This window comes from Mesorhizobium sp. M0761, assembly GCF_040320205.1.
Classification (GTDB): Bacteria; Pseudomonadota; Alphaproteobacteria; order Rhizobiales; family Rhizobiaceae; genus Mesorhizobium.
The window spans coordinates 101,016-115,512 of sequence record NZ_JAMYPF010000011.1 but is presented as its reverse complement, the minus strand read 5'-3'; the positions used below and the strand labels follow the sequence as shown (position 1 = coordinate 115,512).

The window sequence follows — 14,497 nt, the reverse complement described above, 5'->3', positions numbered from 1 at the left end:
TCTAGTCGTCGGGGTCGAAAGCCTTGGCAACCGCATCTTTCTCAGCCTGCGGCAGGACTGTCATTGTGAGAATGAACGCTGACAGCAGGAGACAGACGCCATTCGTGATTATGATCGGCCACTCTGCCTTCATGATGCCGAAGGCCAGCCACAAGGCGAAGCCCAACACAGTGATGGCATACATCGGTGCGGAGATGCCGCTTGTCTCTCGTGTCCTGATGATTTTCCAGGCTTGCGGGGTGAAACTGCTCATCGAGCAGACGGTCGCGAGATAGCCGATGAGCGTGACTGTCTGCATGGAAGCGGCCCTGACCTACGTCGCAGATACGCGCTTGAGATCAGATACGCGGACCACGCCGTGCTGGCTGACAAAGGTCAGGGTGGAGTCCGTGCTCTGGCTCTGCGAAACACCGGATATGCGATGGTCGCCTGTGTCATAAATCTCCATCTTTCCATGATCGTCCATGACCAGGCGGCTTTGCTCAGGAAACGCTGCGTAGCGCATATTGTTTTGAGAACCAGCGGCAGACGGGCTCCCAAACTCCTCAGGCCACCATGAGCCGGCGTGGGCCATAGCTGCAGAACGATAGCTCGTGTCGTCGCGTTGTGGCTTGGCGGGATGATCGCGCAGGTAGGCCGAGAGCTCCGCCGCGATAGTGTTGAGCTTCGCCTTGAGGCTGTCATCGAACATGTCGCCGACCATCGTCATGCCGGAGGACCATTGTGACATTCCTCCGAAGTCGACGTGGCTGAACTGGGCCATGGTTCCACCACCACGCCGCAACGCCTCAAGGACAGCCATGACAGCGCCATCAGTGACGCCATGCTGGCGTGCAAGGCGCGCAATCAGTTCAGCTTCCTTTTGAGTGGTTGTCATCATTGCGTCCTTGATCGCTTGGCGCCGGCAGTCCTCATTGTTGACGATAGACATGCGCGGCCAAATGTAATCACGAAGGAGCGCCACCAGGTCTTCAGGCTCCTTGCCGAGGAAGCTCAATCAAGTTCTATCCAGGCTGGCGCATGATCGCTCGGCTTGTCCCATGCACGCGTTTCGGCATCTACTCCGGCATTCTTCAGGCGATCCAATAGGGATGAACTCAGCAAGAGATGATCCATCCGGAGCCCGGAACTCCGATCGTACCCGCCGCGGTAGGAGAAGTTCCAATAGGTGTAAATTCCCTTTTCTGGATGAATGCGACGAACCGCATCGATCCAGCCCTGAGCAAGCATTTCGGCGTACGCGCTCCGGCTCTCGGGGAAGTAAACGGCATCGCCAACCCAGCGCCCCGGCACCGCCGCGTCGATCGGGCCTGGAACGACGTTATAGTCGCCGCACAGGATGGTCGGTGAGCTATCGCCGAGCAGCACCTGGCCATAGGTGATCAAACGTCGGAACCAGCGAAGTTTGTAGTCGAACTTCGGCCCCGGCGCTGGATTGCCATTGGGCAAATACAGGCAGCCGACAACAAGCCCATTCACATCTGCCTCGATGTAGCGGCTGTGCGAATCGTCGGGATCGCCCGGCAGACCTCGACGACGTTCCAGCGGCTCAATCCCGCGAGCGAGGATTGCCACGCCATTGTAGGACTTCTGTCCGTGCCAGATTGCGCCATAGCCGGCGTTTCTAATCGCATCGACGGGAAATTTTTCGTCAGAGGTCTTCAGTTCTTGAAGGCAGACGATGTCATAGCCGGTTTCGCCAAGCCACTTGAGAAGCACTGGCAGTCGGCCGTTGACGCCATTGACGTTGAAGGTTGCGATGCGGGTCATCTCGACGATTTAACGTCTTTGCGCCGCTTCGATGCGACCTAGAGTCGGTAGCCAAATCTTGCCTTTTGTCATCGTCCATCTGCATTTTTGCTCGAAGCATTGGTGCTTTGACCGGAAGCAGCGGATGTCTTTGCATCTTTGGAATGCGCGGCAATTGCCGGACCCGCGCCGGTAGCTTTCCGCATATCGCCGCTCCCCTTGCCGTCAGTCGATTTCTTGCTCAACAGTCCTGAGAAATATTTTCCAAAGAAGCCCATCCGACTCTCCATCTTGGCGCTCATTCGGCGGCTTTGCGGGCCCTGAACTCATCTCTGCGCTGTTCTCGCAGCTGCCGAGGACCGCTGCGCGAACCGCCAAGCGCGCGGCGCCTGACCAGCGCGGCCGAACACTCAAGCAGGAAACATTCCAGTCCTTTGTAGATATGCGTGATCATGTCCTTCATCTCCCGGGACCGCCTCGGCACATGGGTCGCCGAGGCGGTTGGGTAGGCGATCAATCAAGCCGCTTTCCGTTCTGCCGCTCGTTCGTTGACGCCGGCTTCACCGAGGGCAGTCAACGCCTCGTCGGTGGCCTTCTCCTCTTCAAGTGTCGCATTGAGGAGCGCAACCACGTCGTCCTTGCCGAGCGTCGTAGCCCAGGCGATCAGGGTTCCATACCTGGCGATCTCGTAGTGCTCCACGGCTTGCGCGGCACCGACGAGCCCTGCATCGAGCGAAGTCGAACCCTTGTACTCCTGAAGGATTTCAGATCCTTCCTCCAGGATGCCGTCGATCGCCGGGCAGGTTTTGCCGCGCGCGGCAGCGCCGAGAATCTCGAAGACCTCCTCCAGACGTTCGACCTGCCCCTCGGTTTCAGCGAGGTGCTTCTCGAATGCTGCCGAAACTTGCTCTTCGGATGCGCCTTTGGCCATCTTCGGCAAGGCTTTCAGAATTTTCTTCTCGGCATAGTAGATGTCTTTGAGGCCATCGAGGAAAAGGTCCTCCAGGTCCTTGTTGTTGCCATTGGCTTTCTTGGCAGTGGGCATTTTGCCGTCTCCTCTGTTGAAAATTGCCCGTCGCGAGCATTTTCTTAACTCGGAAACCCGAACCCGGTTCCGGCATAATGGAGATATCTAAATTTAAAGGGTCGTGCGCTTCAGTGAGAACAACGACCACGTCATTCTCGTCGAAGAGCCGCGGCGGGGCGCACGCCATCGGGCTCTCGCCAACAGTTCACGGTGTGAGGGGCTGGGACTACAGGAGAAGCAAGTTCCGCGGCGGCAGCAGAGCAGTCGGGGCAACGCCTCTCAAGCCTCCTGACCGCTCTGCAGCCGCTTGATTGCTGGGCCCCGCTTGCATCCAGGAATTGGGTGATTGGACGCTGCGTATGCAACCAGAATACCTCAGAATGGTTCTAGCTATGATTTGAGCGGGATGGCGCGAGCGCCGTCCAAAGGTGGCAATTTTCATGGACGTATCGGTTTCGCGAACCGCAGACCACAACATCAAGGCCGGCAAGAGCGGCTTGCTGCTTGTCTCGGACAATTATGACGCTTTCGCCGTGCGCGTGCTGGCGGCAAGGAGCGCTGAGCGCAGCCTCGACCTGATGTATTACCTTTGGCATGATGACCACACCGGCCGCTTGCTGCTTCGCGAGGTTTTTCGAGCTGCTGAGCGCGGTGTTCGGGTGCGCATGCTCCTTGACGACGTCAATCCGCGTAAAAATGATGCGGCATATCTGGCGCTGAACAACCATCCAAACATCGAATTGAAGTTGTTCAATCCGAGCGGTATCAGGCGCGGCCGGATCATGCGTGGTGTGGAAGTGCTGTTGCGGCTCTTTGCATTGACACGACGGATGCACAACAAGGCTTGGATCGTTGACGACAAATTTGCCATTGTCGGCGGTCGGAATGTTGGCGATGCCTATTTCGATGCGGCAGAAACCAATTTCCGGGACCTCGATCTGCTGCTCCTGGGGCCTGCGGTACGGCAAACCGCGGCGATATTCGATGCCTTCTGGGCTTGCAATGAAGCCAAGCCAATCAAAACCTTGGGATCAGTGGCTGAGCATGAGCATGCCAAATGGCTTGAAGGAAACGATACCGGCCCCGATCCCAAATTCTTGAACGGCATCGGCAACCGGGGCTCGATCACGGAGTTTATTGCGGCCAGCAACGACGTTCATTGGGTGGATGGCGTGCGGGTCATTTCCGATCCGCCGGAGAAGGTTCGTGGTTGGAGACGTCGCAGCTGGCTTATGAAAGAGCTGCGTCCGATCATCCAATCCACGCGCGGGTGTCTGGAAATTGTGTCGCCCTATTTCATCCCCGGCAAAAGGGGCACAGCGATCTTGCTGGACCTTGTCGGCGCCGGTGTTGACGTTTCGGTTCTGACCAATTCCCTGGCCGCCACGGACGTCGCCGCAGTCCATGGCGCTTACGCAAATTATCGCAAGCGGCTGCTGAGGAATGGCGTCAATATTTTCGAGCTTCAGCCGTTCAACCGGCGCTCGGCAATCTCGGTGTTTGGCTCGAAGGGCGCCAGTCTGCATACGAAAGCTTTCACCGTCGACGACAATATCGGCTTCGTCGGTTCCTTCAATTTCGATCCACGGTCAGTGTCCTTGAACTCGGAAATGGGCGTGCTGTTTGAGGATCCGAAATTGGTCGCCGAGTTGCGGCATCGATTCCAATCGGAAATATCTCCGGAAACAAGCTATCGGCTCGAACTGAAACACAATGTCCTGCATTGGCATGGATGCGGCGAAGGCAAGATTCAGGACTATACGCATGAACCAGAAGCCGGATTTTTTCGCCGTATCCTGGCGGTCTTCGTCCGTCACCTCCCGATCGAATCTCAGCTCTAGCATCCGACGATGGCCGAGGACCTCGCGATCTCAGCAAATTGCCTGCCGGGGATCGCGTGAGCGAAACGTGAAACCCTGATCTACCACGGGTCAGCCAGACCGCATCACACCCGGTTCTTCGACAACCGCGTCGCCAGTCCCATGCTGTCCGGCGTCCGGATCACTCGGCAACACGTCGGAAAAATTGACTGTGGCGACCAGATATCCGGCTTCATCGTAGACCTTGATAGTCGATCCCGATTGCTTGGTTCCTGACCCAGGTTCCGCCGCCACCGCTACGCGCGCCATCTCTATTGCTCTTGGACTGGCCATCTCCGCACTCGCTAGCTCTTCCTGGAAAGCAGTAGTCTGGCCGGATACTGTCGTCTCAAAGCGAAATTTTGGCATGGGCAACCTCCTGTTCCTATGCAATTCCGGTGTCCGGGTTGCGTTCCAAAGAAACAGAATTGGTGGGAAGCAGCTAAGATCGCCGCGATGGCCAGACCCGTGTCGCCACGAAGGTCAGCAAACCCGTGATCACAATCCAGGCTTGCACCTCGCGTTGGATAGTTGGCCCAGGGTTCGATGTCTGTCGCGACGGGCTCTCTGCCTCCACTATCGGTTGAAGGTCGGACCGACTGCCGAGACGGACGGAATAGGCCCGCGTGAACTCGGCGCCGAGCAGGAAGATCTCAGACGAATAGTAAACCCAAAGCAGCACGACCAGCAGTGCACCCGCCGCGCCATAGGAGGATGCGATCGCGCTGGTTCCGATATACCAGCCAATCAGCGACTTGCCGATGGTGAAGAGCAAAGCGGTCACTGCCGCGCCAATTGCGACATCGCGCCAAGCGAGCGACCGGTCCGGCAGGATCTTGAAGATCGCGGCAAACAGAGCGGAAATCAGCACGAAGGATACAACGCCGTTTATCGACGCGAGAATGATCGTGCCGAACGGCAGATGGGCGTTGATGACAGCGCCAAGCGCGGAAATGGCGGCGCTTGCCGCCAACGACACAAGCAGTAGAAATCCCAACGCTGCAACCAGACCCAGGCTGGCCGCCCGCGCCCGCACCAATCGCGACACAGACATGGGTGGTGGGTCAATCTTCCAGATTGTGTTGAGCGAAAGCTGCATTTCGCCAAACACCCCGGAGGCTGTCACGAAGAGGGTGACGATGCCCACCAAGGTGGCAAGAGTGCCGGCGGTTCTGTGAGAAGCGCTTTCGATGGTGCTGCGCAGAAGGTCGCCGGTTTGCGATCCCATCACGCCTGCGATTTCGGCCGACAGAGCGAGTTGAGCTGCTTCATGCCCAAAGACAAGTCCAGCAATCGCAACAACGATCAACAAGATCGGGGCCAGGGACGTAACGGCATAGAACGCCATCGCCGCACCGTGGCTGAGGGCATTGTCGTTGATGAATCCGAGGATGCTCTCCTTGCCAAGAACCCAGGCTTCGCGTGCCACCCGCATGGGGAATTCCTTTTACCTCAACGAGCAACCTAGTGCTGTCGGCAACGAAAGCGAGACCTGCCGCCAGTGCGCGAGGCGCGATTGCCGAGACACGCCCGCTTGTCTCTGCACCAACGGCCAGAAATGTTCCATGCGGCGCCGGAACTCGCCGGGCTCGTAATGGTTATCGGTCATCCGATTGGAGTGATCAAAAAATGCCTGATAATGAAAACCATCGCGAGACCGGCGCAACGAAGTACCCGGCTAGAACAGGTCCTGATCCTTCGGATGCGTTCTCTCAGGATGCGGCCGGCAACAAGAAACCCAAGAGTGGGGTCGGTCTGACGCGGCCAGTCAATGAGGTGGATGACAAGACGCACCAATCCGATGGCCAGAACGCCCCGGCGAGGCCGGGCGGCGGAAACACGGTCAAGCCATGAACGTTGCCAATCTTCAGCTTGAAGGGTTGATGATGGCGGTCGCGTCAATCAACAATCTGCTCGTTCACAAAGGTCTGCTGTCAATTGACGAGATCGATACCGCCCTGCGAAAGGCAGAGGCGTCCATGACAAGTGACGAGCGGACCTACGAAGATATGTCACCGGCCAACCGTGACGCGATCTGCTTCCCGATCCGGCTTCTGCAGATCGCAAACAACGCGCAAGGCGAACTGGACATCCCACCATTTTCAGAGCTTGCAAAAATGGTTGGGCAAACCAAGGAACCTTAACGTCAGCGGTGACGACACCTGTAGTCTCCGTGAAGGCCTCATTTGACGCCGATGCCACTCTGAAGCGGAAAAGCAGCATCGGCGTCGTCTCGGCTATGAACCGAACCAAATCTCACCCACTGCGTTGAGTCCCGGCGTTGCGTCATTAGTCGGGGCACTTCCATGAAAACGGGCGAGCTTTCAACCTACCGGGCCAAAAGGGATTTCGCGAAGACGAAAGAGCCCAGCGGCGAAAGCTCGATTGCGGGTTCGAACCGACTCCGGTTCGTCATCCAAAAACACGCGGCCACGCGGCTGCACTATGATCTTCGCCTCGAGCTTGGCGGGGTCTTCAAATCATGGGCTGTGACCAAAGGTCCATCACTGGATCCTCACGACAAACGACTTGCCGTGGAGGTTGAGGATCACCCGCTGGAGTACGGCGACTTCGAAGGCACGATTCCCAAAGGACAATATGGTGGCGGCACGGTGCAGTTGTGGGATCGCGGATATTGGGAACCGGAAGGCGCCATGTCTCCCGAAAAGGCGTTGGAAAAAGGCGACCTGAAATTCACGCTGCAGGGCAAGCGCCTGCATGGAAGTTTCGTCCTAGTGCGCATGAAGCATGACCGCAATGGCGGGAAGCGGACCAACTGGCTGCTGATCAAACACCGCGACAAATACGCGACAGAGGGCAATGGCGATGCCGTGCTGGCTCAGGATCGATCCGTCGCCTCGGGTCGGAGCATGGAGAGGATTGCAGCGGGGAAGGGGGCAGGTCCGAAGCCGTTCATGATGAAAGGTTCATCGTTGGCCGATGCGGATGCCGTTTGGGACAGCAAGCGCGGCCATGCCGACAAGCGCGCCGCCAGGTCGGCAAAGCCTGCTCCGCGGCCGAAGCGAGCCGCTGGTGCCTCAGCGGCGAAGATGCCCGACTTCATCCCACCACAGCTTTGCGCGACGCTCTCCCGGCCGCCGGCCGGGACGAACTGGGTTCACGAAATCAAGTTTGACGGTTATCGCGTCCAGTTGCGCGTGGAAGACAAGGACATCGCGCTTAGGACCCGCAAGGGTCTTGACTGGACGGAGAAATTTGGCGCCATCGCAAAGGAGGCCTCCAGTCTTCCCAACGTCATCATCGACGGCGAGATCGTAGCGCTTGGCGAGAACGGCGCGCCCGATTTTGCCGCACTGCAGGCAGCGCTGTCGGAGCGCCGGACGAAGGACCTGATCTACTTTGCCTTTGACCTGCTCTTCGCAAATGGCGTCGATCTGCGAAAGATGCCTCTCTCACAACGGAAGGAACGTCTGAGCGAGATGCTCGGCGAAGTCGATCGCGGCGAGCAAAATCTCATCCGCTATGTCGAGCACTTCAGCAATGGCGGCGACGCGGTGCTGCGTTCTGCCTGTCGCCTGTCGCTTGAGGGGATTGTCTCCAAAAAGGCCGATGCGACCTATGTTTCGGGGAGGACCGACACCTGGGCAAAATCGAAATGCCGCGCCGGGCATGAGGTGGTCATCGGCGGCTGGTCGACGACCAACGGCAAATTCCGGTCATTGCTCGTCGGCGTCAATCGCGGTGAACATTTCGCCTATATCGGCCGTGTGGGGACCGGATTCAGCGAGGCAAAGGTCAAGCAGCTGATGCCCAGGCTGCAGGAGATGAAAGCCGCGACGTCGCCGTTTACCGGCGATGGCGCACCGAAAAGGAATTCAACCGTCTTCTGGACGAAGCCGGAATTGGTCGCGGAAATCGAGTTCGCCGGCTGGACCGGGGGTGGCAATATCAGGCAGGCCGCCTTCAAAGGCCTGCGTGAAGACAAGCCCGCAAAAGACGTCGAGGCCGAGCGTCCAGCCGATCCTCAAGAGACGCCGATTGCCGACCCTGCCAAGGTGACTGGCAAGACAGGAAAAAGCCCGGTTGTCATGGGCGTCATCATTTCCAAGCCGGACAAGCCGCTTTGGCCGAATGCCGGCGACGGTCAGCCCGTCGACAAGCTCGATCTTGCAGAATATTTCGAGACCGTTGGCCCCTGGATGATCAGACATATCAAAGGTCGTCCCTGTTCACTCGTGCGCGCGCCGGATGGCTACGCCGGCGAGCAGTTTTTCCAGCGCCACGCAATGCCAGGCACATCCAATCTGCTGGAACTGGTAAAAGTCTTCGGCGACCACAAACCGTATCTGCAAATCGACCGCGTCGAGGGTCTGGCCGCGATCGCCCAGATAGGCGGCCTTGAGCTTCACCCCTGGAATTGCCAGCCGGGTCATCCCGAAATACCTGGCCGACTTGTCTTCGACCTTGACCCCGGTCCGGAAGTCCCTTTTGCGAAGGTGGTCGCGGCAGCCAAGGAAATGCGCGATCGTCTCGAAGATCTGGGCTTGGTGAGCTTCTGCAAAACCACGGGCGGCAAAGGCTTGCATGTCGTGACGCCATTGGCGGCCGAACGCAGCAAGAAGACATGGGCCGAGGCCAAGGCCTTCGCAAAGGCCGTCTGCATCCAGATGGCGGCAGATAGCCCGGATCTCTACCTCGTCAACATGGCCAAGAAGCTGCGGACATCCCGGATTTTTCTCGACTATCTCAGGAATGATCGCATGGCGACAGCCGTCGCCCCTCTCTCCCCTCGCGCCAGGGAAGGCGCGACTGTATCCATGCCGCTGACCTGGAGTCAGGTGAAGGCGGATCTCGATCCGAAAAAATACACCGTTCGCACGGTCCCGGGCCACCTGAAAAAGACCGTCGCCTGGGCTGACTACGACGATGGCGAACGGTCGATCAGCAGTGCCATCAAACGGATTGGTTCAGCAAAGCTCGCCGCATGACGACGTCGGTTCGCGCAAGAACGCCATGACAGCTGCGGCTACCGCGTCGGCTGCTTCTTCGGCCATATGATGTCCGCTTTCGATCGGTTGGCCCTTCAGTTCGGTGGTCCAGGGTCGCCAAACATCGAGCACGTTGCCGTAGAGTGCCTCAAGGTCATCGCGGGCGGACCAAAGCGCCAAGGTCGGGCACGCGACCCGGCGACCAGCTTTCCTGTCGTCGGCATCGTGCAATTGGTCGATGGCCAGACCTGCCCGATAGTCTTCAAGCATGCCGTGAACAACATTCGGATCGTGGATTGCGTCCTTGTAGTCGACATAGGCCTCAGCCCCCATGGACTCGGCTGAGCCGCCATACCATGCGTCAGGATCGGCCATGATTGCGCGTTCGGGCTTGTCCGGCTGTGCGAAAAAGAACCAATGCCACCAGAGCTTCGCAAAGCGGGCGTCGCAGCGTTCGAGGGCTTCCAGGATAGGGACGCTGTCCATGACGATCAGATGGCTGATCGCCGGCGGGTGATCCATGGCTGTTCGGAACGCTGTGTAGCTGCCGCGGTCATGGCCTGCGATGGCAAACCGGCGAAAGCCGAGATGTCCCATGAGAGCAATGCAGTCCCTGGCCTTGGCACGCTTGGAGGATCCAGCATGGTCCACGGCGTCCGCCGGTACCGAGGACTGGCCAAAGCCCCTCAGATCGGGGCAGACAACTGTGTGGTCGGCGGCGAGAAGTGGGGCTACCCGGTGCCAGGTAACGTGCGTCCGAGGATGGCCATGCAGCAAAAGAAGCGGCGGGCCTGAACCTCCATACCTGACTCGCAGTGAGGACTCGGGCAGATCCACAGTCTCTAGCTTGAATCCTTCAAACATCCGCTTCTTTGTCGTCAGACTGTGAAAACAAGTCCCCCATGTCCATCTTCAACCCACGCCGGTGAAATTGGTTTCGGGCATTTGTCCGTTTGGAGATCTCTCTCATTCCAATGGTTCGGCCGCGTTCCGCCAGCCCTGGCGCTGGCTTGCAGGTACGACGCCCGAGATCCAGCCTCCTGCCTCACCGGTCTCTGGGATTGCCCAGGGCGGGGTCGCGCGCTCGGGTGTAGCCCTCGACGCGAGGCAAACCGTCATCCATCCTGATGAACGGCAGTCGCATTTCCCAATAGGCCTGGGCTTGGGGATGGAACTTCTCGGGCGCGTCCATGAATCCGATCGAGATGTAGAACTCGTTTGGCAAGCCTTCATCGGTGTACCCAATCGAGGTGCCACATTCCGAACAGAAGGAGCGCACGACGCCCCTGGTTTTCGAGAATGTTTTTGGTTTTGGGCCGAGCCAATGGACCTGATCTGGACGATAGCCAATCCAGATCGTCAGTGGGCTGCCGATCGCTCGTCGGCAGTCATCGTCGTGGTCGAAACAAATCCAAAAGGGATCGCCACTGAATTCAGCTGTGATGGCTCCGCAAAAGCAATGCCCTCGATCAATCCGGGCCGGTTTTCTGATCGTCGTTCGGGGTTTGTCGTCCATGGTAATCTTCCGGCCAGCATGGTGGCGTAACGCCGCAGACGGCAAGCAGTTCCTTTGGACGTCACAGAGCCGCAGATGCGCGCAACCGGCGGGCTGCTCGTCAATATCATTTGAGGCAGATCAGGCCTTAATTTGTTGGGAACATTTTTTCAGGTCCGCACTTTGTTCGCCGTCTGATCAAAGGAGGCGACCTTGAAAACACGACGCATCGACAGGGAAAAGATCGAGAGGGCGGATCGAGAAGCCAAGTTGCTGTTGGAAGCGGAGCGGCATGCCAGGGAAGCCAAGACGGCGCGGCTTAGAGAACAGCGACAGTTGTTGGAGGCATCGATAGCGCAGACCCCGCCCGCGCCCGTAGCCGCAAAGCAGCCGCCCCGCCAACGAAAGCCGACGCGCAAGGTAATCGAGGTGGACTGACGGTTTGGTCAGTTGGGGCTTTTGCCAAGGTGGGGAGTTGATATGAGGGGATCCGGCAGCATGAATACCAAAGCGGTAAGTCCGGCCGTCGCCAAAGCGGCTGCTCGGCGTGCTGGATCGGGGTCTCATCACCGGTGCGTCCGACGACGATCCTGCGAGAGCCGCTGAAAAAGGCGCCGAGCGGGCCGAGAATGTGATCCAGCGAGTCCGGCTGGACACTTACGTCGGGAACAATCGCACGCGCGGACCGTTCCCCAAGCGATCTTCACGCTCAGGATTTGCTCTTGTTGCAGCGACCGGATGAAATTTTCAACGAGGCCTCGCAAACGGTTGGTGATCCCCTTGAGCGCGACGCCTTAGGTGGGGAGGCTGAGCTAACTGGCGATCGCGCCATCCCGCGTCGTCTGGTTGTCGTCTCGAACAGGCTGGGGAACATTCGCGATCTGTCGCAAGCCGGCGGACTTGCTGTAGGCATCGGGGATGCGTTGGCCGAGCGTGGAGGCCTGTGGCTAGGAGCAAGCGCCGAGTATCAGGACTACGCCGCGAGCGACGAACCGCTGATCCGCTTGGAACGCGTGGGAAAGATCGAGACGGCTGCGCTTACCCTGCCCTATGAGGAGTATTCGCTCTATTACAATGGCTATGCCAACAGCACGCTGTGGCCGCTTTTTCATTACCGACTCGACCTGGTGAACCACCGGGCAGAGTTTCTACACGCCTACCGGCAGATCAATGCGCGGTTCGCGAAGGCGCTCGCAGGACTGCTGTCGGGCAACGACGACCTGGTGTGGGTTCACGACTACCACCTTATCCCCTTGGCCGCCCAGTTGCGGCGGCTGGGAGTCCGGAATCGGATCGGTTTCTTTCTTCACATACCGTTCCCGCCGCCCGACCTGTTTGTAGCCACGCCCGACCATGAAGAACTCATCGATGACCTGCTTCAATATGACGTCGTGGGGTTCCAGACCGAAACGGACGTGGGGAATTTCCGGCGCTCAGTGCAGGCGGCCAACTCCATTACTTTTGATATCAATGGTTCGGCTGAGATGAACGGCCGCACGGTGTTATCGAGGTGTTTTCCGATAGGCATCGACGTCGATTCAATCGCACGCATGGCCAATGAGGCGGCGGAGGATGTGCAGATCGATTCCATGCGCCGCCAGATTCTGGGCCTCAAGCAAATCATCGGCGTCGATCGGCTGGACTACTCCAAGGGTCTCCCCGGCCGCATGCAGGCTTTCGCTCGTCTTTTGGAAAGGCATCCGGAACACGAGCGAGCGGCAACCTATTTGCAGATTGCGTCGCCGACGCGGGAGGAGGTCAGCGCCTATGCCGACATCCGGGCCCAGCTTGAGGCAACCGCCGGCGCGGTCAACGGAAGATACGCGGATTTGGCTTGGACCCCGATCCGCTACATCCACCGTGCCGTATCACGCTCTCGGCTTGCTGGCCTGTTGCGCGCTAGCCAGGTCGGATTGGTCACGCCCCTGCGTGACGGAATGAACCTCGTCGCCAAGGAATACATAGCCGCGCAGGACGAAGCCGATCCCGGAGTGCTGGTATTGTCGCGCTTTGCAGGTGCGGCCGAAGAACTTGCCGAATCCTTGATCGTGAACCCGTATGCGGTCGACGAGGTTGCCGATGCGATCGCAAAAGCGCTCGCGATGCCGCTTGACGAAAGAATTGCAAGGCATAGTGCACTGCTCAAGCGCATCACGCGCAATGACGCAGCAGAATGGCGGCGGTCATTTCTCGCCACGCTCGCGGGCGAGAACTAGCGCCTGGCATCGATGCCTGAATCCGTCCGTGTGTCACGCGTTCCCACACGGTCATAGCCCGGCCATAACCCGGCTGGCCGGAGCAGTTCGAAAGGCCTTGAAGCTGATCATGTACCTTGTCAGCCCGCATCAGAAACTTTTCGCTCATTGACGGAAGCGCGATAGCCCGCCTCAATCGGTGGACTATCGAAGGCTCCAGGGAACACACCGCCGGTCCGGTCGTTTGGGCTCTGATAGGAGATCTGCGATGACGAGGAACCCCACGCGAAAGGACAGTGATCTCTCTGAACAAGAGGCAATCAAGTTGGCCGAAGCCACCGACGTGTCACCCGGGCAGGCCAAAGAGCTTGCAGCCGAGCACGGCAAAGACGGCGCCAAGAAGGAAGCAAGAAATTACAAGGCGGAGGGCTGACTATGGCGGCCAGTGGATCCGCAAACGACAGAGACGCACGAGCCACTCTCTACGCACAAGGCGTACTGGAAGCCGAGCGTAAAGCGCGGGAAGAGAAAACGGCGCGATTGCGCAAAGCCCGTTTGGCGCGCGAGGAGATCAATCCGCCTGCACCCGAGCGGAAACCGGCAGTGCCGAATGCGCCAAAGCGGGCCGCCAAACCAGGCAGCCGAAAAGGTGGAGAAGATTAGCTTCAGCTTCTTCGGCTGTGCCGGCGGCACGCGTCGGGGAAGGGCAGACCGTGCGGTCGATCTGCACGATAAATTTGTACCTCATCGAACGACACAAAGGAGTCCAGTGATGACGGAGCATGTGTCCCGGAAGGAAGAACAGCGTGGCACCCGAAATGTACTCGGGTGGGGCGTCGTCATTGCGGCTGTGATCTTCGTCGCCCTGCTAGCCTTCTTTGTGTTCATACCCCTTTCAGGCGGATCGTGGCAGACATCGCCAGTAAAGCGCACCCCGGAACAGAACCAAGGCGGCAATGCCCCCGCCGAGACATCACCCGCGCCCGGCGTTAAAAAGAACCCGCAAGAAAATACCGAGATGCCAGGGCAGCAGTGATCGACCTTGGGCTGCGACCCAAGTTGGCCCTGATCTTCCTGATCGTCTCATCGGCGTCATGATGGGATCAGGGCCTTCTGGGCGCAGGAACCGCTGAGCTATTGAGACTGGGGTTTCGCCCACATCGAGCGCAGAAAGATTACCGCAGCAGCATCGGTCTGGCGAACGAGGCGATGACGCCATCGTG

Annotated in this window: 17 protein-coding genes; 8 read left to right on the top strand and 9 right to left on the bottom strand. The window is 58.8% G+C overall.

Annotated elements, in window-relative coordinates:
* Position 1: 1 nt before the first annotated feature.
* From NKI32_RS19155 to NKI32_RS19135, 5 genes are all read right to left on the bottom strand, one after another.
* Positions 2-298 carry a SemiSWEET family sugar transporter gene (locus NKI32_RS19155; RefSeq protein ID WP_023687830.1) on the bottom strand — a complete coding sequence of 99 codons (297 nt, stop codon included), beginning with the start codon at positions 296-298 and terminating at the stop codon, positions 2-4.
* A gap of 15 nt (positions 299-313) precedes the next feature.
* Positions 314-997, bottom strand: a complete 684-nt coding sequence (locus tag NKI32_RS19150) for a hypothetical protein (protein WP_023714643.1) — start codon at positions 995-997, stop codon at positions 314-316.
* The gene (gene xth / locus NKI32_RS19145) at positions 994-1,770 is read right to left on the bottom strand and encodes an exodeoxyribonuclease III (RefSeq protein WP_352597031.1); all 777 of its coding nucleotides are present in this window, start codon (positions 1,768-1,770) and stop codon (positions 994-996) included. The genes NKI32_RS19150 and xth overlap by 4 nt, the downstream gene beginning before the upstream one ends.
* 68 nt (positions 1,771-1,838) lie before the next feature.
* The gene (locus NKI32_RS19140; protein ID WP_245259911.1) at positions 1,839-2,051 is read right to left on the bottom strand and encodes a hypothetical protein; all 213 of its coding nucleotides are present in this window, start codon (positions 2,049-2,051) and stop codon (positions 1,839-1,841) included.
* 215 nt (positions 2,052-2,266) lie between these two features.
* A complete protein-coding gene (locus tag NKI32_RS19135) occupies positions 2,267-2,794 on the bottom strand; it encodes a YciE/YciF ferroxidase family protein (protein WP_023681150.1) in 528 nt (175 codons plus the stop codon).
* Positions 2,795-3,216: 422 nt separating this feature from the next.
* On the opposite strand from NKI32_RS19135, the gene NKI32_RS19130 reads away from it, so the two are divergent.
* A complete protein-coding gene (locus NKI32_RS19130; RefSeq protein WP_353003167.1) occupies positions 3,217-4,617 on the top strand; it encodes a phospholipase D family protein in 1,401 nt (466 codons plus the stop codon).
* Between the two features lie 90 nt (positions 4,618-4,707).
* Here the strand turns inward: NKI32_RS19130 and NKI32_RS19125 are convergent, their stop codons facing one another.
* Both NKI32_RS19125 and NKI32_RS19120 read right to left on the bottom strand, forming a co-directional pair.
* Complete coding sequence (locus tag NKI32_RS19125) at positions 4,708-5,004, bottom strand: hypothetical protein (protein WP_023752158.1); 297 nt, start codon at positions 5,002-5,004, stop codon at positions 4,708-4,710.
* Positions 5,005-5,077: 73 nt separating this feature from the next.
* Positions 5,078-6,070: a YihY/virulence factor BrkB family protein gene (locus NKI32_RS19120; RefSeq protein WP_023752157.1), complete on the bottom strand. Its 993-nt coding sequence runs from the start codon at positions 6,068-6,070 to the stop codon at positions 5,078-5,080.
* Positions 6,071-6,264: 194 nt separating this feature from the next.
* On the opposite strand from NKI32_RS19120, the gene NKI32_RS19115 reads away from it, so the two are divergent.
* The 3 genes from NKI32_RS19115 (at position 6,265) to ligD (ending at position 9,584) form a co-directional block, all read left to right on the top strand.
* A complete protein-coding gene (locus tag NKI32_RS19115) occupies positions 6,265-6,489 on the top strand; it encodes a hypothetical protein (RefSeq protein ID WP_156933724.1) in 225 nt (74 codons plus the stop codon).
* Entirely contained in the window at positions 6,486-6,779 is a 294-nt protein-coding gene (locus tag NKI32_RS19110; RefSeq protein ID WP_023817832.1) for a hypothetical protein, read from the top strand. Before NKI32_RS19115 ends, NKI32_RS19110 begins: the two co-directional genes overlap by 4 nt.
* Positions 6,780-6,941: 162 nt before the next feature.
* Complete coding sequence (gene ligD, locus NKI32_RS19105) at positions 6,942-9,584, top strand: DNA ligase D (protein ID WP_353003164.1); 2,643 nt, start codon at positions 6,942-6,944, stop codon at positions 9,582-9,584.
* On the opposite strand, the gene NKI32_RS19100 is transcribed toward ligD, so the two are convergent.
* Both NKI32_RS19100 and NKI32_RS19095 read right to left on the bottom strand, forming a co-directional pair.
* Positions 9,564-10,448, bottom strand: coding sequence for an alpha/beta fold hydrolase (locus NKI32_RS19100; protein ID WP_023733190.1), 885 nt, complete (start codon positions 10,446-10,448; stop codon positions 9,564-9,566). The two genes, ligD and NKI32_RS19100, sit on opposite strands and share 21 nt — an antisense overlap.
* 181 nt (positions 10,449-10,629) lie before the next feature.
* Positions 10,630-11,100: a GFA family protein gene (locus NKI32_RS19095; RefSeq protein WP_023729497.1), complete on the bottom strand. Its 471-nt coding sequence runs from the start codon at positions 11,098-11,100 to the stop codon at positions 10,630-10,632.
* Positions 11,101-11,292: 192 nt separating this feature from the next.
* Between NKI32_RS19095 and NKI32_RS19090 the strand changes: the two genes are divergently transcribed.
* From NKI32_RS19090 to NKI32_RS19075, 4 genes are all read left to right on the top strand, one after another.
* Positions 11,293-11,517 (top strand): hypothetical protein, encoded by a 225-nt coding sequence (locus NKI32_RS19090; protein WP_023668054.1) that lies wholly within the window; start codon positions 11,293-11,295, stop codon positions 11,515-11,517.
* Between the two features lie 284 nt (positions 11,518-11,801).
* On the top strand, positions 11,802-13,295 hold the full coding sequence (locus tag NKI32_RS19085; RefSeq protein WP_023729496.1) for an alpha,alpha-trehalose-phosphate synthase (UDP-forming): 1,494 nt from the start codon (positions 11,802-11,804) through the stop codon (positions 13,293-13,295).
* A gap of 247 nt (positions 13,296-13,542) precedes the next feature.
* Positions 13,543-13,707, top strand: a complete 165-nt coding sequence (locus NKI32_RS19080; protein ID WP_023729495.1) for a hypothetical protein — start codon at positions 13,543-13,545, stop codon at positions 13,705-13,707.
* 339 nt (positions 13,708-14,046) lie between these two features.
* Positions 14,047-14,310, top strand: coding sequence for a hypothetical protein (locus NKI32_RS19075; RefSeq protein WP_023681159.1), 264 nt, complete (start codon positions 14,047-14,049; stop codon positions 14,308-14,310).
* Positions 14,311-14,497 lie beyond the last annotated feature (187 nt).